Origin of the sequence: Nonomuraea sp. NPDC050786 (assembly GCF_040654115.1) — a bacterium.
GTDB lineage: Bacteria > Actinomycetota > Actinomycetes > Streptosporangiales > Streptosporangiaceae > Nonomuraea.
In genome coordinates this window covers 1-18,954 of sequence record NZ_JBFAHJ010000030.1, presented here as the reverse complement: position 1 = coordinate 18,954, position 18,954 = coordinate 1, and the positions used below count along the sequence as shown (strand labels likewise).

Below are 18,954 nucleotides of genomic sequence, written 5' to 3'. Positions count from 1 at the left end.
ATGCGGATGAAGCGAGTTCTCGCGGGGGCGTTGGCCGCCGCGACACTGATCACCGCCTCGCCCGCGCAGGCGGCCGTCGATCCGGTGAAGGCGCTGAAGAAGCAGCTCGTCGCAGGGCACGGCGTGAAGGTGTCCGAGACGGACCGGGCGACCTCCAGCGACCACAAGACGGATGCGACCTTCCGGATGACCGGCGTCCTCGAGTTCGGCGCCTCGGGAATCGTGGCCAGTGACTTCACCGTCCGGTATGTATCCCGCAAGCGGAAAGCCGATCCGATGCCGATGCGTTGGGTCAGCGTGGGCCGCGACATTTACCTGCAGAGCACGAGTGGCCTGCCGGAAGGCAAGACGTGGGTGCACTTGGACCTGCGGGGACCGCTCATCTCATTCCAGCCGACCGACCTGTCCAGGCCGGTCGTGCTGAAGGGTCTGATCGCGCATGCCAAGACCGCGAAAGCGGGCGTCTACCGTGGCTCGATCACCCAGGAACAGGTGCGCCGACTCAACGGCAAGTCCGGTACCGGGTTCGCCTATCGGCTGGACATCGGGCCCAAGGGCCTTCCCGAGCGTCTCATCACCGACGAGAAGCTCGATTTCGGCACCTACGGCTGGATGCGGGACGCCGTCACCACCCGGTACACCGACTGGGGCACCAAGGTCACGATCAAGGCCCCGCCGGAGGAGCAAGTGGTCGACTCCAAGGACCTCACGGGTGCCGCTTTCGACGAGCTGATGGAGGAGATCAAGAGCATCCCGGACGGCGCGCTCGCCCACCGCTAGGTGATCTTCAGCCCGCGCGCCGGTTGACCTGCGGCCGCGCGGGCGTCGGGCACCCTCCGGCCACACGCGCATGGAGACCGGGGCACCGGTCTAGCCGAGCCGGGACTCCCGGATGCGCGCCCATTCGAGCGAGTGCCGGATGCCGTCCTCGATGGAGTGGCCCGCCTGCCAGTCCAGCAGGCGGCGGGCCAGGTCGCTGCGGGTGTAGGCGCCGGCCACGTCGCCGGGGCGCGGGGGCGCCTCGACGACCTCGATCGGGCGGTCGGCGACGCGGTTGAACGCCTCGGCCAGCTCACGGACGGTGGTGCCCGCGCCGGTGCCCAGGTTGATCACGTCGGCCTCCAGCGCGTCGAAGCGGCGCAGGGCCGCCACGTGGGCCGTGGCCAGGTCCCAGACGTGGACGTAGTCGCGGATGCCCGTGCCGTCCCTGGTCGGGTAGTTCGTGCCGGTGATCTGGAAGGGCACGCCCTCCTCGTACGCCTCGATCATCTTGCCCAGGGCGTGGCTGGGGCGGCGGAGCTGCAGGCCGGTGCGCATCTGCGGGTCGGCGCCGATCGGGTTGAAGTAGCGCAGGGAGAGGATCCTGATCGGGTGACCGGCGGCGATGTCGGCGAACATGGCCTCGCACACCGCCTTGGTCCGCGCGTAGGGGCTCTGGGGGTCGAGCGGGGACCCCTCGTCCACGGTGTGGTCGTCGCCCGTGCGGTAGATGGAGGCCGAGGAGCTGAAGATCATCCGGGTGCAGCCGTTGCGGAGCAGGTGATCGACGAATTCGAGGCTCTTGGCGACGTTCGCGCGGTAGTAGCCGACGGGGTCGGCCACGGAGTCCGGGACCACGATGAGCGCGGCACAGTGGACGACAGCCTCAATATCCGGATTTTCGGTAAATATCTTGTCAATCAGCGGACCGTCGCTGATATCTCCTTCATAGAACTCCCGCCCCCGAGCGAACTCCCGCCGGCCCGTGACGAGGCTGTCCAGAATGACCGGCTCCATCCCGGCATCGAGGCACGCGGACGCGACAGTGCTCCCGATATATCCGGCCCCTCCGGTAACCAATACCCGCATCCCAGCTCCCAGCGTCGGTCGGTCTGTTGCAGAACTCATCATCGTGTACGGTGCGCCGGCGGGCGCAGCCTTTCCCATGGCTTTCCCATGCCGACCGGACCCCATGGGCCGCGTCCGCACCCCCCAGCGGGGGGCTACGGGTTCACAAAGTGGGCGAGGGGCGGCGCGTCAACCAAGCGCTGGTCGGGAAACCTTGAGAAAATCGCCTACTGTGACGGCGATTCTCGACCAGTTGCGTACTGCCCCCCGGTCCGTGCTCGGCAAGCTCCCCGGCGTGCCGGGCGACGACGACGAGACGAGGCGGCCGCTGCCGGTGTCGGGGATGCTGGCCGCCGCCGCCACCCTGGGCGTCGGGCTGGCCGCGCTCACCACACTCACCCTCGTCGGCTGGATCGCCGCGCCGCGCGGCACGCTGGGCGCGGGGCTGCCGGGCGTGTTCCGCACCGCGGCCCAGCTCTGGCTGGTCGCGCACCACGCCGGGTTCGCGATCCCCGGCGGGCGGGTGGGCCTGCTGCCCCTGGGGCTGACGATCCTGCCCGCCGTGCTGCTCTATCGCGCCGGCCGCTGGATGGCGCGCGACGCGGACCTGCGGCTGCGCCTGCCTGCCCGGCTGCCGAAGAACAGCCCGAAGGAGCAGGCCGGGGCCCGCCGGCGGGCCCAGCTCGTCCTGGTGGTGCAGGCCGGGGTGTCGCTGGCGGCGCCGTACGCGCTGCTCGCGGGGTTGATCGCGCTCGCGGCGAGCAACGAGATCACCCAGCCCTACATCGGCGAGGCGCTGCTCAGCCACTTCGTGCTGGCGTTCCTGGCGGGGTCGCTGGCGACGGCGCGGATGATCGGTCCCTGGCGGGTGATGCTGCGCCTGCTGCCCGAGCGGGTGCGCGCGCTCACCGTCGGCACGGCGGTCGCCACGGCCGTGCTGCTCGTGGCCGGGCTCGCGCTGGTGCTGGTCGCCGTCGTGCTGAACTTCGGGCAGGTCAAGGAGCTGTCCAGCGTGCTCTCGCCCGGGTTCGTGGGCGGGGTGCTGCTGTTGCTGCTGCAGGTGCTCTACCTGCTGAACGCCGTCATCTGGGCCTCCTCCTACATCGCCGGGCCGGGGTTCGCGATCGGCGCCGACACCCTGGTCGCGCCCACCGGGGTGCAGCTCGGCACGGTGCCGAGCCTGCCGCTGCTGGGGGCCCTGCCGGAGAGCGGGCCCGTTCCGGCGTGGATGATGGCGGTCATCGCGCTGCCGTTCGCGGCGGGGGCCGTGGCCGGGGTGATGGTGGCCAGGATCTCGCCGTCGCCGTCCTATGAGGCCGCGCCGCTCTGGGGGTTCCTCAGCGGCGTCGTCACCGGGCTCGTGGCGGGAGTGCTGGCAGCGCTGTCCGGCGGCCCCATCGGCGGCGGCCGGCTGGCCACGGTGGGGCCCTCGCCCTGGGAGGTGGCGCTGTCGGTGGCTCTGGAGGTCGGCGTGGCCGCCGGCATCTCCGCCGGAGTGACCAACCTGCTGCTGCTCAACAAGCGGGCCCGTACGCCGCTCGACAAGGCGGCCGCTCCCGTGCGCAAGGCCGGGGCCGCCATCGCCAAGGCGGCGAGCAAGGTCGGGCTGGCCGAGTCCGACCCGCGCCCCCTGCCCGGCCACTGGATGGACGCCACCGAGGCCGACACCCAGGAGATCCCGGTCATCAGGGACGACTGGCAGGACGAGCACGCCTCCGCAGAGGCGGAGACCCTCGCCCAGGCCCGCCCGCGCCCGCCGGAGCCGGCGGCCCGCCCGCCGCGCAAGGACATCGTGGACGAGTCGGACGACCGTGGCGGCCATGTGATCTACCTCGACCCGTACGCCTGGGACCGCGACTAGGCTCGCGTCCGGCGGGACCAGGGCTGCCCTAGGGCTGCCCTAGGGCTGCCCTAGGGCTGCATGGCCCCGAGCACCTCGAGCACGTCGGCGGGGAGCTTGCGCTGGGCCGCGTCCCTGAACTGCGCGAAGCATTCGCCCTGCGCGGAAACGGTGCCGGCGCCCTTCATGCACTCCTGGTAGGCCGAGTACTCGTCCATCAGGTACAGCTGCATCCCCGTGGCCATGGCCGACAGCGCCAGCGCGATCGAGGAGATGGTGATGCCGCCCACGGCGGCCCCTGTGGTCCGGCCCGCGCCCTTGAGCAGGGGGAACGCCCGGATCCCGGCCATCAGCGCGAACAACGCCATGACCAGTCCGGCGAGCGGCAACATGAACGTCATGGCCAGCGCTGCGATGGACAACCAGATCGCTCGGCGGCCCGCCGAATCAGCGGGCTGCTGGCCTGCCGGTGCCTTCACCGGTGTCGACACCTGACCTCCTCTGCGTCGCCGGGCGAGGAACAGATACCCTGTCAGCCCCACCCTGTTTCCTTTTTGGAGTGTGCGTGTCTAAGGCTGGGCGGCTCGTCGTCCTCGTCTCCGGCTCTGGAACCAACCTACAGGCCCTGCTGGACGCTTCCGCCGACCCGTCTTACGGTGCTCGCGTGGTCGCGGTCGGCGCCGACAGGGATGGGATCGAGGGGCTGACCAGGGCGGCCAGGGCGAACGTACCAACTTTTGTCGAAAAATTGGGCGATTACGCGACAAGGGCGGAATGGGATGCCGCCATTGCCGCCAGGATCGCCGAGTACGAGCCTGACCTGGTGGTTTCGGCGGGCTTCATGAAAATTCTGGGTCCGCCGACCTTGGATGCCTTTCCCGTGCTGAACACCCACCCGGCGCTGCTGCCGTCGTTCCCCGGCGCGCACGGCGTACGGGACGCGCTGGCCCACGGGGTCAAGGTGACCGGCTGCACGGTGATGCTGGCCGACGAGGGCGTCGACAGCGGGCCGATCATCGCCCAGGAGGCGGTGCCCGTGCTCCCGGACGACGACGAGGCGGTCCTGCACGAACGCATCAAGACCGTCGAACGGCGCCTGCTCGTCGACATCGTCGGCCGGATGGTCCGCGAGGGCTGGACGGTCAGCGGACGCATCGTCCGCATCGGCAACGAAACAGGAGGGGAATCCACGTGACTCGCATCGCCATCCGGCGCGCGCTGATCGCTGTTTACGACAAGTCCGGGCTCGAGGAGCTGGCCAGGGCCCTCGACGGCGCAGGGGTGGAGATCGTCTCGACCGGTGGCACGGCCGCCGCGATCTCGTCGTACGGGATCCCGGTGACCAAGGTCGAGCAGCTCACCGGGTTCCCGGAGTGCCTGGACGGGCGGGTCAAGACGCTCCACCCGCGCGTGCACGCCGGACTGCTGGCCGACGTCACCAAGCCCAATCACGTGGCGCAGCTGGAGGAGCTGGAGATCGATCCGTTCCAGCTCGTCGTGGTGAACCTCTATCCGTTCCAGGAGACGGTGGCCTCCGGCGCGTCCGACGAGGAGTGCGTCGAGCAGATCGACATCGGCGGGCCCGCCATGATCCGCGGCGCCGCGAAGAACCACAACACCTGCGCCGTCGTGGTCGACCCCACCTTCTACGGCGACGTGCGCGACGCGCTCGCCGAGGGCGGCTTCACGCTGACCGATCGCAAGCGGCTGGCGGGCATCGCCTACGCGCACACGGCCTCGTACGACGTGGCGGTGGCCAACTGGTTCGCGCGGACGCACGGGGACGGCGAGTTCCCCGAGTTCACGGGGGCCGCCTATGAGCGCAAGGCGACGCTGCGCTACGGCGAGAACCCGCACCAGAGCGCCGCGCTCTACGTGGGTCGCGCGGACGGCCTGGCCAACGCCGAGCAGCTGCACGGCAAGGAGATGTCGTACAACAACTACCTCGACTCCGACGCCGCGTGGCGGGCCGCCTGGGACTTCGCCGAGCCGTGCGTGGCCATCATCAAGCACCAGAACCCGTGCGGCATCGCGATCGGCGCCGACGTGGCCGAGGCGCACCGCAAGGCGCACGCGTGCGACCCCGTGTCGGCGTACGGCGGGGTGATCGCCGTCAACCGCTCGGTCACGGCCGAGCTGGCCAGGCAGATCTTCGACATCTTCACCGAGGTCGTCATCGCGCCCTCCTACGAGGAGGAGGCGCTGGAGGTGCTGCGGGGCAAGAAGAGCCTGCGCCTGCTGCGCTGCCCGGAGGGGCCGTCGCGGACGACGGAGTTCCGCGAGATCGACGGCGGGCTCCTGGCGCAGACCGTGGACAAGGTGGACGCGACCGGCGACTCAGCCGCGCAGTGGGAGCTCAAGACCGGCGCGCCCGCGTCGCCCGAGCAGCTGGCCGACCTGGAGTTCGCCTGGCGCGCCTGCCGCTCGGTGAAGTCCAACGCCATCCTGCTGGCCAGCGACGGGGCGACCGTGGGCGTGGGCATGGGCCAGGTCAACCGGGTGGACTCGTGCCGCCTGGCGGTCGCGAGGGCGGGGGACCGCGCGGCCGGGGCGGTCGCGGCCTCGGACGCGTACTTCCCGTTCCCGGACGGGGCGCAGGTGCTGATCGACGCCGGCGTACGCTTCATCGTGGAGCCCGGCGGCTCGATCCGGGACGAGCTCGTCATCGAGGCCGCGGAGAAGGCCGGGGTCACTCTCTACTTCACCGGCACCCGCCACTTCTTCCACTGACCCTGTACCCGTCAGAGGACACCCGGACCGCCCCTACGCGCGTGCTCGGACCGCTGTCACGCCGCCCTCGAACCACCCACCACATGGGACCAGGTCCGAGGGCCGCGTGGCGGTTATGGGGGGCGGTCGGGCCGCCCGTCACGGGGACGCTCGGGCCGCCCGCCGCCTGAGGCCGGGTGGCCCGACGGCGTGGACTCGGGCCGCCGCACGCGGGGCATCCCGGGGCGTGCCATGTCCGGTTTTGGGGCCGAGCATTCGCGAGATGCGGTTAGCCTGATGCTCCCCCATCTTGCTGATCCCCACGGAGTCCCCCTTGCTCGAGCTGATCCTGCAGGCGTTCGTCACCATGAACGGCTTCGCCACCAGCCCCGTCGTGCTCCTGGTGCTCGCCTTCATCGGTGCCTATCTCGGCAGCCGTGCCGTCGAGGTCATCCCGTTCACCCGCCGGATCATCGAGCGCCGCGAGGCCCAGGCACTCGAGCGCGAGTAACTTATGCGGCCGGCCCCCTCAGCGGAGCCCGCCGGCCCGGCATAGACAGCGCTCGCGGAGGGCGAGCAGCGGCGGCAGGCCGAGCTGTACGGGCGGACGAGCTCGACGAGCTGCTGCTCCGGTCCAGCGATGTCGGCCTCGACCCACTCACCCTGGATGGCCGGATCGAAGGCCCACTCCCATGCCGCGGCGCGCTGGACCTTGCGCGCGAGCGACCATCGACAAGGAAGTCGAGCTGCTCATCGTGCCCAGGGCCAAGTAACACGGCATCGACTGTCTGCACCACATGGCCACGGGGTCGAGACCCGGGCCGGCTACTTTCCTCCCTATGTCAGCGGCGGCGTCAGGACGGCGACAGCCCGGTATCAGAGCGGTCGGCGATGGTGAATGCCATGAAGGGTTCAGCGATGCGGCCTCGGGGCTGCGGACTGGGCCACGCCGAGCTCACCCCGGCACTCGTGTGCCGCTCATGCACAGGCCATGAGCGCCACGCCGGGACGGGCCTCGCGAGATCGACGACAACGCAGCACAAGGAGCACATGATGCAGACGTTCGCCACCCCCGCCCCGATCTCCGCCGTCCTGGACATCCCCGCGGGGCGCGTCCGGTTCGTCGCCGCCGACCGGGCCGACACCGCGGTCGAGGTCCGGCCCGCGAACGCCTCGAAGAGCCGCGATGTGAAGGCGGCGGAGGAGACCACGGTCGAGTACGCCGACGGCGTCCTGCGGATCGAGGCCCCGGTGAAGAACCAGTACTTCGGCCCGTCCGGCTCCATCGAGCTGACGGTCGAGCTGCCCGCCGGCTCCCGCGTCGAGGCCAGGACGGCCGGCGCCGAACTCCGGACGGTCGGCCGCCTCGGCGACGTCTCCTTCGAAGGCGCGTACGGCAAGATCAAGATCGACGAGACCGCGAGCCTGCGCCTCACCACGAGCGACGGCGACGTCGAGGTGGGCCGCCTGGGCGGCCCCGCGCAGATCAGCACCGCAAGCGGTGACATCCGGATCGCCGAGGCCACGGGCGGCAAGGTCGTGCTCGGCACCCAGTCCGGCGACATCTCGATCGCCGCCGCCGCCGGAGTCTCGGCTGCCCTGGACGCCGGCACCAGCCACGGCCGCATCACCAATGCGCTCAAGAACGACGGCACTGCCGAACTCGACATCCACGCCACCACCTCCAACGGCGACATCATCGCTCGCAGCCTGTGACCCGCAGCCTCGCCGGTCACCGAGATTCGGCACGGTATCCGGCGTCAGCAGGGTGCCCGCAGGTCAGCGGGCACCCTGTCGTTCCCCTCTTCCGAACGCACTCGCGCCGGATTCCGCGGCCATCCGGTCACGCCGCTATGGGGCCGCCGACGTGCGCTGCCAGGCTAACCGGGCCGCCCCCGCCAGGGCCGCGCGCACGCCCAGGGTGCTCTGGTGGACTCGTACCGACCGGACGAACGCCAGCCCTGCCACGTCGTCGAGCATGCGCTCCAGCGGGTCGAACAGCACCCTTCCCGCCGCCGACACGCCACCCCCGACGACCACCGTGGTGATCTCGACCGCGGCCGCCGTCGAGGCGATCATCCCGGCCAGCGCCCGCGCACCGCGTTCGAACGCCGCCACCGCGATCGGATCGCCTGCCGCGGCGTCCCTGGCGAGTGCTCGCGCGTCCGCCTTCTCATCCGATTGGCCTGAGGAGGGCGACCAGCCGTTGTCCAGGGCCCAGCGGGCGAGGTTGGGGCCGCTGGAGTAGCGCTCGACGCAACCCCGGCCGCCACATTCGCACCGCTCGCCGCCGGGATCGATGGACATGTGGCCGACGTGCCCGGCGTTCCCGGTGGTCCCCAGCAGCGGCCTGCCGTCGATCACCAGCCCGCCGCCGATCCCGGTGGACACCACGATGCCGAGCAGCGAGGCACTGTCCCGCCCCGCCCCCAGCCAGTGCTCCCCGAGCGCGAAGCACTGCGCGTCGCCCGCGAGGACGGTCGGCAGTCCCGTCGTTTTCCGCACCTCCTCGCGCAGGGGGAAACCGCGCCAGCTGGGCATGTTCACTGGGCTCACCGTCCCGGCGGCCAGATCCAGCGGGCCGGCGCAGCCGATCCCGACGGCCTCCGGTGGCGGGCCTTCCTCGGTCACCTCCGCGATGAGCGCCGCCAGGGCGGACATGACCTCCGTACGGGGCGTGGGCCGCGTACCGGAACGCAACACGGAACCCTCCTCGTCCACCAGTGCGGCGGCGAGCTTGGTTCCTCCGATGTCAATGGCAAGTACGTAGTTCATCAATGTTTGTGGTGGTTGTCGGGCTGGCGGGGATCGCCAGGGTGTTCAAGGCCGGGCACGAGTTCGATCTTGCGGGCGCGCATGTCATCCAGCCAGCGCGCGAAGGCCCTCCGCCGCGCGGCATCCAGCAGCAGCGTCGCTCCACTCCGGTCCTGTGGGGGCAGGGTGGTGGCCTGCGCCGCTGAGGTGACTGCGTCGCCTGCGGGTGGGGGTGGCCGAAGGGCGGCTCCTCCCTCTTTGACGGGGGTGAGAATTGCGACATGCCACCCCAAGGCATCCTGTACGGGGCCTACCAGGGTGCCGTGTGGATGGCGCTGCAGTGCTCCGGCTATCGCCGCAGGCAGGGAGTCAAGCGATGCCGCCGGGCCGAGCGAGTCGAGGGCATCGGGTGTCGCGCGGTGGGCGCTTGAGCGATCCGGGAAGAGGCGGTGCCGGATGACGTACTGCGGAGAGCGCTCGGCGCGGACGGGGGAGCGCCATTCCTGTGGGGCTTCCACCGTGGCCGTGACGTGCTCGAACACGGCCCGCACCCACGGGTTGCCGTTGTACGCGGCGGTGTTGATGGAGCCCAGTTCGACGGCCGCCACGCCCTCGAACGGCTCGGCCTCCACGGGATCGAGTCCCAGATCCGCGGCCAGCGCTTCGCACAGCGCCTCCGTGAGGATGACCTGGGTCAGCCACCGGGCGAGTTGACGGTCCTCCGAGCTTCCTGGCACGGGCAGCGTCGCGCGGAAGGGCCCGTCGTGCAGGTCGGCGAGGCGTCGTTCGAGCCGCTCGCGGGGGATCGGACGCCCGTCGACCCACCCGGCCACCGCCCCGACGCCGGGCGCCGAGGCCGCCCCAGTGGCAGCCGTCCGCACCCGCACCGCCACCGACCATCCTGCAGCCGGGCCGCCTTCCAGAGGGTGGACGTGGGTCGTCATCGGGTCACCTCCAGCCGGATCGCCGGGCTGTACTGGCAGCGGCCGAACCACATGACCTTGGCCAGGGCCCAGGCGTGGCCTGCGGGTGCGTCCTCGGGGACCTCGACCCGGAACGACACGTCCACCGTTTCGCCTGCTGCGATCGTGAAGCCCTGGATGACCTCGGGGAGCAGGTGCCACGTCCCCCACGGGGAGGCGAGTTGCGACTCGCCGCGGATCTCGTCGGAGGTGGTGTTGGTCAGCCTCAGGACGAGGGAGGTGCTGGTGCCGGGACGGAGAGTGAGGCCGTCGGTGACGGGGGAGACGGACAGCCCTGTGGGGCGGCCCTCGGCGGACTTGGTGCCGTGGTGGGCCCCGGTGGAGGCATCGGCTGTGCCCTGGCTCGGAAGCTCGGGGGTGGGGGCGAGGGCCACTGTGGTGACGTCTTCGATGAGCTGGCCGCCTACCGAGGTGCGGGCGGAGACGAAGTGCAGGCCCGTGGCAGGGTGGGCGCTCGCAGAGCGGGACGGGGTCACCGTGACCGGGAAGCGGAGGTGGCCGCCCGGGGCGAGGCGGAAGGCACGTTGGGCCGGGGAGGCGCTCCAGCCTTCCGGGATGTGGAGGGTGACCAGGCCCTCGTGAGGCTCGTCCGTCAGATGTGAGGAGAGCACCACGTCCACCTCGAAGGACTCTCCGTCCGACGGGTTGACCAGGCCGGGGCTGATCGTAAGAGAGATCGGCAGGTAGCCGAGCGGGGCAGGGCCCTTGTTGTGGAGCCAGTAGCGGGTGAAGACCGGCTGGGCCTGCTCTGCGGTGGGGCCGAGCTCAGGAGGCACGGGACCGGGTTCCGACGAAGTGTCCCGGTCTGTGGTGGTCGAGTAGGTGGCGATCTCGGAGCCTGTCAGATGGAGGCTCGTGGTCGTGACCGGGGCGCCGGGGTGCTCCAGGAGGTTGGAGCGCGTCAGGGAGTGCAGAGGGAGGAGCGGAGAGCTGATCTCCGCGGTGGAGCCCAGGCCGGTGGCTTCGGCCAGGCGGATCGTCACGCCTTGGTCGGGCCCGGTGATGCGGCCGTGCGCGTGCGGGTTGCCGGTGGCCTTGAGGGTGCCCAGGAGGACGTCCCGGGCGGGGGTGAGGGTCAGGAGGGAGTGCGTCTGGGGGAGGTCGCCGCTCTGGGGTGCGGTGAGGGTGCGGGGGAGCAGGGGGGTGATGTGCTCCTGAGCCTTGGCAGGGAGCCGCTGGGCCCGCCAGTCGCCCTCGCCGGCGACCAGAGCGTACGAGAACTCGTGCGTCCAGTGCTGGAGCTGGAAGCCCGAGCCGTCCGGCGTCGTGCGGTGCGGTGGGTCCAGCCAGATGCCGGACGGCCAGCCCGTGCAGGAGCGCATCAACGACAGGTGCAGCGCGCCCGACGGGTCGACCGCGAAGCCGGGCAGGCCGTAGGCGAGCAGCGCGACCGTGCGGTCGTCGAGGTGCTCCGTGCCCAGGGGACACACTGCCTCGATTGTCGCGTCGCCCAGGTCCGTCACGAGGTCGGCGATCGGGCCCGTGACGATCAGGGCCGGGAGGGCGCGTACGTCGCGCAGGTCGGCGCTCGGTTGCCAGACCGCCGGGAGCGGGTGTTCGGCCGGGATCCACACCCGGGACTCGCCGGATTTGAGGGCGTCCAGGTAGGCCGGGTCCGCCCGGGAGAGGATCTCGGCGGCCAGCGGGTTGGTGTCGGGGCCGCCCAGGACGATGCGTACGTCCGGAAGGTTCGAGTCGACGTCGAGCCAGCCGTACCTCGTGCCCGGGGCGGACGACGTGGTGGCGGTCACGCCCACGCGGGCCAGGGCCACCACCAGGTCGCGGGCATCCGGAGCGTCCGCCGGCGTGGGCACCACGACCTCGGCCACGCCGAGCGCACGCGCGCCCGCCTCGCCGAGGTCGACCTTCGCGGTGGCGGACAGACCGAACCAGGTGTTGGCCGGGTTGTCGAGCGTCCACGGGTGCTCGGCCGAGTCCACGTCGGGGAGCGCGAAGCCGCGCCCCACCACGGCGCCCGAGACGTCGGACACCGGCAGCGCGCCTTCGACGCGGGCCGGGAAGCGGACGCGGAGCAGGCGGTCGGCGCCGGTGTGGTCGAGCACGCGGGTGGTGAACTCGATCCGGTCGGAGCCGGTCAGCAAGGTGACGGTCTGCTCGTAGGCGATCTCGCCGACCTGCCCGGTGACGGTCAGGCGCCGGCCTATCGGGCTGGTGTCGGCGCGTGCGGTCGCGGTGCGCGTGTCCGCGGAGCCCACGACCCGGCCCGTGGGGATGAGGTGCCAGGGGCCCTCGCCCATGTCCGGGTGCTGGGCATATTCGTCGTACAGCCGGAGCTCGTTGCCCGGCCCGCTGAGGAGCTCGCGGCCGGTTGATCGGTCGAGGATCGAGATCAGCGCGCCGCCCCGGGCGGGATCGGCCGTGACCTGCCATCGATCGTTCTGGATGGTGATCGGGTCGGCGGTCGGCGCGCCGTCGGCCGTGAGAGCGGCGAAGGCGTCGGTCGAGGTCCAGGTGGCGGCGGAGCCGTTCACGATCCGGTACGTACGCCACCCCAGGGACGGGACGTCGCGGGCCAGGAACGTCAGCGTGCCGTGCTCCCGGACGGCGGGGACATGGGCGCCCGAAGGATGGGCCACGGTCTGCCCGGCCGGCAGGGCCACGCGGACCAGGCCGTCGCGGGCGAAGGGGAGCGTGTTGGTCACCACCACGCTCGCCGCGTCCACGCCGATCCGGCCCGTCAGCGCGCGGAGGGCGTTGTCCCGGGTGGTCGTGGCCAGGTCGTACGCCTCTCGCCAGCCGGTCAGCAGGTCGATGTAGACCTGATCGGACTCCGAGCCGGTGATCGCGTCGTGGTGCGCGCCGTAGGCCAGCTGGCGCCACACCTTGTCGAGCGCCGTGTGCGGGTAGCGGCCGAGCCCGAGCAGGCTCGCGAACGTCGACAGCCGCTCGGCGTCCAGGGCGGCCACCTCGGCGGCGCGCTGGGCCTGCTTGGTGTCGATGTACGACACGTCCTTGCCGGTGTAGACGGGGTTCATGTCGCGGGTCTGGGGACTGAATGACGACATGTCGGCGCGGACCGCGTCCAGGAAGTCTCGAGGAGTGGCGCAGACGAACCTGGGCCAGACATAGCGGCTCGCCCAGGTGCGGTGGATGTCGGTGACCCACTTGTTGGGCGGGGTGTAGTCGGTGCCGACCGGGAGCAGGATGTTCTTGGTCGCGGCCACCGGTTTGAGCGAGCGGTAGAGGTCATGGACCGCCTGGCAGGCCTCCTCCAGGGACGGCGAGGAGTCCATCCACCAGCCGGCGGAGTAGTGGCCGGGCATGTAGTGGGTCAGCACCCCCTGGCCCGACGGCGAGATCCACTCGAACTCGCTGGGGAACTGCATCAGCCCGGCGTCGTTCTTGGCCTGCCTGAAGTTCTTGCTGATCGGGCCCCACTGGTGGAACGGCCCTCGCGCCCACGCGCTGCCGGTCAGCCCGGCCGCCGCAAGGTAGCCGGGGAACTGCGGGTCGTGGCCGAACACGTCGAGCTGCCACGCGGTGCGCGGGTCGCCGCCCAGGATGTCGCGCTGGTAGCCGATGCCGTAGACGAGGTTGCGGATCGTCGTCTCGGCGCCGGTCAAGTTGGTGTTGGGCTCGTTGTACGTGCCGCCGATCAGCTCCACCCGGCCCTCGGCCATGAGGGCGCGCAGGTCGGCCCGCCGCTCGGGGTGGGTGTCGAAGAACGGCTTGAGATAGTCGACCTCGGCCAGCACGAAACGGTAGTCGGGGTCGCGGAGCGCCAGCTCGAGGTGGGCCTCGACCAGCGCGAACGCGTTTCGCTCCCACAGCGGCCGGGTGGTGCCGTCGCCGGAGAGCAGGGCCCACGGGCTGGTGTAGGCCGCCTGCGTGTTCCACCACACAGGGTCGTAGTGGAAGTGGGACACCATGTACATGGTCCAGCCCGGCTCCTCGGCCGTGACCGTGACCTCCAGCGACTCCTCGCCCAGCGTGAGCACGCAGGGCACGGTGCTGCCGGGCGGCGCGGACACGGTCAGGGGCACCTCGAGGACGGCGGCGGCCACGGGCACGGTCACCGGCCCGGCCAGCCGCACGCCTTCGCCGCGCAGCTCCAGCGACGACTCGTGCTCTCCTTCGCCAACGGTGACTCTCAGCACCTGGCAGGGCACGTCGTGGGAGCCCACGAACAGATCGGTCGACTCTGCGGACAACAGGCGGCAAGGCAAGGGACCTCCTGAGCATGTTGCTGGCGCCCGCAACACTAAGCCCTTCCAAGATCGATGACAACGATGTCAACGATTGCCTGTGGATAACTCGACTCAGCTGCCTGGCGTCTGTGGATAACTCTTCGCCCTGGAGGCCGGCGTACGCACACCTCCGCGATTGCCGGGTGGCGTGCCGAGGGCGCGTGCGGACATGGAAGGATTGCGGCATGAGCGCAGTGAAACTCGACGGCAAGGCGACCGCCGCCAAGATCAAGGCAGACCTCACGGCCCGGGTGGCCGCGCTCAAGGAACGCGGCATCACGCCCGGCCTGGGCACCGTGCTGGTGGGCGACGACCCCGGCAGCCAGATCTACGTCGCGGGCAAGCACCGCGACTGCGCCGAGGTGGGCATCGCCTCCATCCGCGTCGACCTCCCGGCCACCGCCACCCAGGCCGAGGTCGAGGCGGCCGTCGATGAGCTCAACGCCTCGCCCGAGTGCACCGGCTACATCGTCCAGCTCCCCCTCCCCAAGCACCTCGACACGATGGCCCTGCTCGAGCGCATGGACCCGGCCAAGGACGCCGACGGCCTCCACCCGGTCAACCTGGGCCGCCTCGTCCACATGGTCGACGCCCCGCTCCCGTGCACCCCGCACGGCATCGTGCTGCTCCTTCAGGAGTACGGCGTGCCGATCAAGGGCGCGGAGGTTGCCGTGGTCGGGCGCGGCATCACGGTGGGCCGCTCGCTCGGCCTCCTGCTGACCCGCCGCAGCGAGAACGCCACCGTGACCCTCTGCCACACCGGCACCCAGGACCTGGCCGGCCACGTACGCCGGGCGGACATCGTGGTGGCGGCGGCAGGCGTGCCCGGCCTGATCACCCGCGACATGGTCAAGCCCGGCGCGGCCGTCCTCGACGTGGGGGTCTCCCGCGTGGACGGGAAGATCGCCGGTGACGTGGCGCCGGACGTGGCCGAGGTCGCGGGCTTCCTCACCCCCAACCCGGGCGGCGTCGGCCCCATGACCCGCGCCCTGCTCCTGTCCAACGTGGTCGAGGCCGCCGAGCGCCTCCACTGAGCCACGCGGCGCGATTTCGCGGGGCGGCGGAACGCTACCGCCTCCCCGCCGCCTCCGCACGCGGCTGACGCGCCGCGCGGCGCCCCCGCGGAGCGTGCGCCGAAAGGCTCAGAACGGGTACGTGGCGATGTCCCCCTGCATCGTGACCCACTGCGTCTCCGTGAAGGCGTCCACGTTCGCCCCGGTGCCGCCGAACCGGGCCCCCGTCCCCGACGCCCCCACCCCGCCGAACGGCGCCACGGCCTCGTCGTCCACGGTCTGGTCGTTGATGTGCACGATCCCCGTCGGCACCAGATCGGCCAGCGCCAGCCCCTTCATCACGTCGCGGGTGAGGATGCCCAGCGAGAGCCCGTACTCGGACTCCGCGGCCAGCGCCGCCGCCTCCTCCAGCGTGGCGAACGTCGTCACCGGCGCCACCGGCCCGAACACCTCCTCCGCGTACGCGGGCGCGCTCACCGGCACCTCCGCCAGCACGGTGGGCCGGTAGAACAGCCCCTCGTACGTCCCCCCGGCCGCGAGCCGGGCTCCGGCCGCCACGCTGGAGGTGACCAGCCGGTGCACCCGGTCGCGCTGCCCGGCGTCGATGAGCGGCCCGAGCGCGACCTGTCCCGTGGCGGGGTCGCCGACCGGCAGGGCCGCGGCCTTGGCGGCCAGGCGCTCGATGTACTCCTCGGCCACGGCCTCGTGCACGAGGTGCCGTCCCGAGGTCATGCAGATCTGCCCCTGGTGGAAGAACGACGCCCACGCGCCCGCCGAGGCGGCCGGGCCGAGGTCGGCGTCGTCGAACACGACCAGCGCCGAGTTCCCGCCCAGCTCCAGGTGGACCCGCTTGAGCAGGCGCGCCGCGGCCTCGCCGACCCTGCGCCCGGCGGCGGTGGAGCCGGTGAAGGAGATCACGGGGATGTTCGGGTCGGCGACCAGCGCCTGACCGGCCTCGGGACCGCCGGGCAGCACGTGCAGCAGCCCGCTCGGCAGCCCGGCCTCCTCGAAGACCCGCGCGATCGCGAACCCGCCGCAGACGGCCGTGCGCTGGTCCGGCTTGAACACGACCGCGTTCCCCAGCGCGAGCGCCGGAGCAACCGACCGGATGCCGAGAATCAGCGGGAAGTTGAACGGCGCGATCACCCCCACCACCCCGACCGGCACCCGCCGCGCGAAGCTGAGCCGCTTGCGGGCCGTCGGCAGCACCTCGCCGAGAGGCTGCGAGGCCAGCGCCGCCGCCTCGTAGCACTCCTGCGCCGCCACGTGCGTCTCGAACCCGGCCTTCCCCGGCACGCCGCCGGACTCGCGGACGATCCACTCCTGGATCTCCTGCGCGTGCTCCTCGAACAGCCGCCCGGCCCGCCGCAGCAGCGCCGCCCGCTCCTCGTAAGACGTCGCGGCCCACGCCCGCTGCTCCTCCCGAGCCCGTACGGCCGCCGCCGCCACGTCATCGGCGCCGGCCGTGCCCGCGCGGCCGAGCTCGTTGCCGGTCGCGGGCTCGATGACCGGGGCGTCGCCGGCCCGCGAGGCCGTCCATCCGCCGTCGAAGACCGATCCCGTCCAGATCTTGGGGTCGAGGAACGTCATGGTGAGCCTCCTAAGGCTGGAAATCCGGGTCCACGGTCACGGTCACGTCGAGCAGCAGGGGTTCATCGCGGGTGGAGAGCGTCGGCAGCACCTCGTCCAGCGCCGCCGTCAGCTCGTCGTACGTGTCCACCCGCCTGGCCGGGCAGCCCAGCGACCTCGCCAGGCCGCGCATGTCCACCTCGGTGAACGGCGGCCACGGCGCCTTGCCGCCCTGCTTGTCGGCCAGCCGGTCCATGATCGCGTACCGGCCGTTGGCGAGCACCACGAACAGCGCGCCCACCCGGTAGTGCGCGGCGCTCCAGAGCGCGTGCACGCCGTAGAGCGCCGACCCGTCGCCCACGACCGCGACCACGGGACGCTCGGGCAGCGCCATCCGCAGGCCGACCGCGGCGGGCACGGCGAACCCCAGCCCGCCCATGGCCGCCGACAGGAAGCCGAGCGGGTTCCTGGCCGGTACGAGCCGGTGCAGGTCGGGGCGGGAGGACGGGGTCTCCTCGATCAGCGCGGTGTCGGCGGGCAGCCGCAGCGCCAGCTCCCGCAGCACGTGCGCCGCCCGCAACGGCCGCCCTTCCGCCGGGGGTCCGGGAATGTCGGGTACGTCAGAACGCCGCGCGACCGCAGGCCGGGCGGAAAGGTCAGGCACGTCAGAACGCCGCGCGACAGCAGGCCGGGCGGAAAGGTCAGGTACGTCAGAACGCCGCGCGACCGCAGGCCGGGCGGGAAGCAGCGCGGCCAGGCGAGCGCAGACGGCCGACGGCGAGGCGAGGTAGGCCAGGGAGGCCGGGCTCCGATGCGCCTCGGCCGGGTCGTCCGTGACCACCGCGACCGACGTCCCCGGCATCACCAGGGGACCGGGCGCGTACGGGTACTGCCGGAACACCGGCGCCCCCACGGCCAGCACCACGTCATGCGGGGCCAGCGCCTCCCGCAGCCGGACCCGGTCGGCCGGCAGCACCCCGGCGTACTGCGGATGGTCCTGCGGGAACCCGGCCCGCCCGCCGAACGACTCCTGGAACACCGGACACCCCAGCCGCTCGGCCAGCAGGACCAGCGACTCCCATTCCGCCCTCGCCCCCGCGACGATCGCCGGGGAGCGGGCCCCCGACAGCAGCTCCACCAGCGCCGCCAGGTCGCCGTCCGCGACGGCGACGGGCCGCACCACCCGAACGGCCGCCGCCACCGGCTCCCCGGACGAACCGGAGAAGGGCGCCCCCCAGTCGTCCATCGGCACCACCACCAGCGCGGGCCCGTGGAAGGTCGTCGCCTCGTGAAAGGCCCGCGCCACCGCCCCCGGCACGTCCTGCGCCCGCACCGGCTGATCCACCCAGACCGGATAGTCCCCGGCCAGCCCGTGGATCCGCCCGGCCAGGAACGGCTCCAGCGCAAGATGCCGCCGATCCTGCTGCCCGACCAGGATCACGAGCGGCACCCGGTTCACCCGGGCGGTGGCGATGGCACCCACCGCGTTCCCCAGCCCCGCCGTGGTGTGCAGGACGGCCAGCGCGGGCGCCTCCTGCCCGATGGCCCACCCCGTGGCCATGCCCACGACCGACCCCTCGTGGAGGGCGAGCACGAAACGCAGGTCGTCCGGCAGGCCGGTCAGCAGCGTCACCTCGGTCGAGCCGGGATTGCCGAAGACCGTGGTCAGCCCGTACCGCCTGAGCACGTCGAACGTGGCGTCCCTGACCGTCGTCACCGCTCGCCCCTCGCCCGCTGGATCTGCCGGTAGACGTGGCCGCGCAGCTCCGCGAAGCGGGGCAGCGAGAGGGTCGTGAGCTGGTCGCGTTCAGGAGGCAGGGCCACCTTTGAGGCTCCTAATTGTTCGCGATGCGCACATATATCTATGACCGAACAGCCCGTACCGCGGAAAACCTACGCCTTCACCCGCCCATGTCAAGCGTCGGCGGGAAGGGAACGGTCGGAGGAGCCGCATCGGGGTCAGACATCCCTGGACCTGGAATGTCAAGCGGCGAAGTCGTGTTGCCGGTGCGACCATGCGGTTGCTTGGTTGTAGGTGGTGTGGGTTTTCA

The 18,954-nt window shown here is 71.7% G+C and carries 14 protein-coding genes; 7 read left to right on the top strand and 7 right to left on the bottom strand.

The window, feature by feature from the left end; genetic code table 11:
• Nucleotides 1–6: 6 nt before the first annotated feature.
• Complete coding sequence (locus tag AB0H84_RS39865) at nt 7–780, top strand: hypothetical protein (RefSeq protein WP_357616715.1); 774 nt, start codon at nt 7–9, stop codon at nt 778–780.
• A gap of 90 nt (nt 781–870) precedes the next feature.
• On the opposite strand, the gene galE is transcribed toward AB0H84_RS39865, so the two are convergent.
• Nucleotides 871–1,848 (bottom strand): UDP-glucose 4-epimerase GalE, encoded by a 978-nt coding sequence (gene galE, locus AB0H84_RS39860; protein WP_357616713.1) that lies wholly within the window; start codon nt 1,846–1,848, stop codon nt 871–873.
• Nucleotides 1,849–2,059: 211 nt separating this feature from the next.
• On the opposite strand from galE, the gene AB0H84_RS39855 reads away from it, so the two are divergent.
• Nucleotides 2,060–3,688, top strand: a complete 1,629-nt coding sequence (locus AB0H84_RS39855) for a DUF6350 family protein (RefSeq protein ID WP_357616711.1) — start codon at nt 2,060–2,062, stop codon at nt 3,686–3,688.
• 50 nt (nt 3,689–3,738) lie between these two features.
• Here AB0H84_RS39855 and AB0H84_RS39850 read toward each other — a convergent pair whose 3' ends face one another.
• Nucleotides 3,739–4,158, bottom strand: a complete 420-nt coding sequence (locus tag AB0H84_RS39850) for a hypothetical protein (protein ID WP_357616709.1) — start codon at nt 4,156–4,158, stop codon at nt 3,739–3,741.
• 74 nt (nt 4,159–4,232) lie between these two features.
• Here AB0H84_RS39850 and purN point away from each other — a divergent pair, with 74 nt between their 5' ends.
• The 4 genes from purN to AB0H84_RS39830 all read left to right on the top strand — a co-directional run bounded on the left by purN (nt 4,233) and on the right by AB0H84_RS39830 (nt 8,092).
• On the top strand, nt 4,233–4,862 hold the full coding sequence (gene purN, locus AB0H84_RS39845) for a phosphoribosylglycinamide formyltransferase (protein ID WP_357616707.1): 630 nt from the start codon (nt 4,233–4,235) through the stop codon (nt 4,860–4,862).
• Entirely contained in the window at nt 4,859–6,397 is a 1,539-nt protein-coding gene (gene purH / locus AB0H84_RS39840; RefSeq protein ID WP_357616705.1) for a bifunctional phosphoribosylaminoimidazolecarboxamide formyltransferase/IMP cyclohydrolase, read from the top strand. The genes purN and purH overlap by 4 nt, the downstream gene beginning before the upstream one ends.
• A 313-nt stretch (nt 6,398–6,710) precedes the next feature.
• Nucleotides 6,711–6,887: a hypothetical protein gene (locus AB0H84_RS39835; RefSeq protein WP_357616703.1), complete on the top strand. Its 177-nt coding sequence runs from the start codon at nt 6,711–6,713 to the stop codon at nt 6,885–6,887.
• 542 nt (nt 6,888–7,429) lie between these two features.
• Nucleotides 7,430–8,092 (top strand): DUF4097 family beta strand repeat-containing protein, encoded by a 663-nt coding sequence (locus AB0H84_RS39830; protein WP_357616930.1) that lies wholly within the window; start codon nt 7,430–7,432, stop codon nt 8,090–8,092.
• Between the two features lie 135 nt (nt 8,093–8,227).
• Here AB0H84_RS39830 and AB0H84_RS39825 read toward each other — a convergent pair whose 3' ends face one another.
• The 3 genes from AB0H84_RS39825 to AB0H84_RS39815 are packed head-to-tail and all read right to left on the bottom strand — an operon-like array spanning nt 8,228 to nt 14,285.
• Nucleotides 8,228–9,151: an ROK family protein gene (locus AB0H84_RS39825; RefSeq protein WP_357616701.1), complete on the bottom strand. Its 924-nt coding sequence runs from the start codon at nt 9,149–9,151 to the stop codon at nt 8,228–8,230.
• Nucleotides 9,151–10,074: a hypothetical protein gene (locus AB0H84_RS39820; RefSeq protein WP_357616699.1), complete on the bottom strand. Its 924-nt coding sequence runs from the start codon at nt 10,072–10,074 to the stop codon at nt 9,151–9,153. Before AB0H84_RS39820 ends, AB0H84_RS39825 begins: the two co-directional genes overlap by 1 nt.
• Nucleotides 10,071–14,285 (bottom strand): NEW3 domain-containing protein, encoded by a 4,215-nt coding sequence (locus AB0H84_RS39815; RefSeq protein WP_357616697.1) that lies wholly within the window; start codon nt 14,283–14,285, stop codon nt 10,071–10,073. The genes AB0H84_RS39820 and AB0H84_RS39815 overlap by 4 nt, the downstream gene beginning before the upstream one ends.
• A gap of 221 nt (nt 14,286–14,506) precedes the next feature.
• Between AB0H84_RS39815 and AB0H84_RS39810 the strand changes: the two genes are divergently transcribed.
• Entirely contained in the window at nt 14,507–15,355 is an 849-nt protein-coding gene (locus AB0H84_RS39810) for a bifunctional methylenetetrahydrofolate dehydrogenase/methenyltetrahydrofolate cyclohydrolase (RefSeq protein WP_357616695.1), read from the top strand.
• Between the two features lie 108 nt (nt 15,356–15,463).
• Here AB0H84_RS39810 and AB0H84_RS39805 read toward each other — a convergent pair whose 3' ends face one another.
• Together AB0H84_RS39805 and AB0H84_RS39800 are read right to left on the bottom strand one after the other, a co-directional pair.
• Nucleotides 15,464–16,924, bottom strand: coding sequence for an aldehyde dehydrogenase family protein (locus AB0H84_RS39805; protein ID WP_357616693.1), 1,461 nt, complete (start codon nt 16,922–16,924; stop codon nt 15,464–15,466).
• Between the two features lie 10 nt (nt 16,925–16,934).
• Complete coding sequence (locus tag AB0H84_RS39800) at nt 16,935–18,620, bottom strand: thiamine pyrophosphate-dependent enzyme (protein WP_357616691.1); 1,686 nt, start codon at nt 18,618–18,620, stop codon at nt 16,935–16,937.
• Nucleotides 18,621–18,954: the final 334 nt, after the last annotated feature.

What these genes read in the sequence shown, in the direction of transcription:
- AB0H84_RS39865 (WP_357616715.1), top strand. Translation starts at nt 7, where the DNA reads ATGAAGCGAGTTCTCGCGGGGGCGTTGGCCGCCGCGACACTGATCACC.
- galE (WP_357616713.1), bottom strand. Translation starts at nt 1,848, where the DNA reads ATGCGGGTATTGGTTACCGGAGGGGCCGGATATATCGGGAGCACTGTC.
- AB0H84_RS39830 (WP_357616930.1), top strand. Translation starts at nt 7,430, where the DNA reads ATGCAGACGTTCGCCACCCCCGCCCCGATCTCCGCCGTCCTGGACATC.
- AB0H84_RS39825 (WP_357616701.1), bottom strand. Translation starts at nt 9,151, where the DNA reads ATGAACTACGTACTTGCCATTGACATCGGAGGAACCAAGCTCGCCGCC.
- AB0H84_RS39820 (WP_357616699.1), bottom strand. Translation starts at nt 10,074, where the DNA reads ATGACGACCCACGTCCACCCTCTGGAAGGCGGCCCGGCTGCAGGATGG.
- AB0H84_RS39810 (WP_357616695.1), top strand. Translation starts at nt 14,507, where the DNA reads ATGAGCGCAGTGAAACTCGACGGCAAGGCGACCGCCGCCAAGATCAAG.
- AB0H84_RS39805 (WP_357616693.1), bottom strand. Translation starts at nt 16,924, where the DNA reads ATGACGTTCCTCGACCCCAAGATCTGGACGGGATCGGTCTTCGACGGC.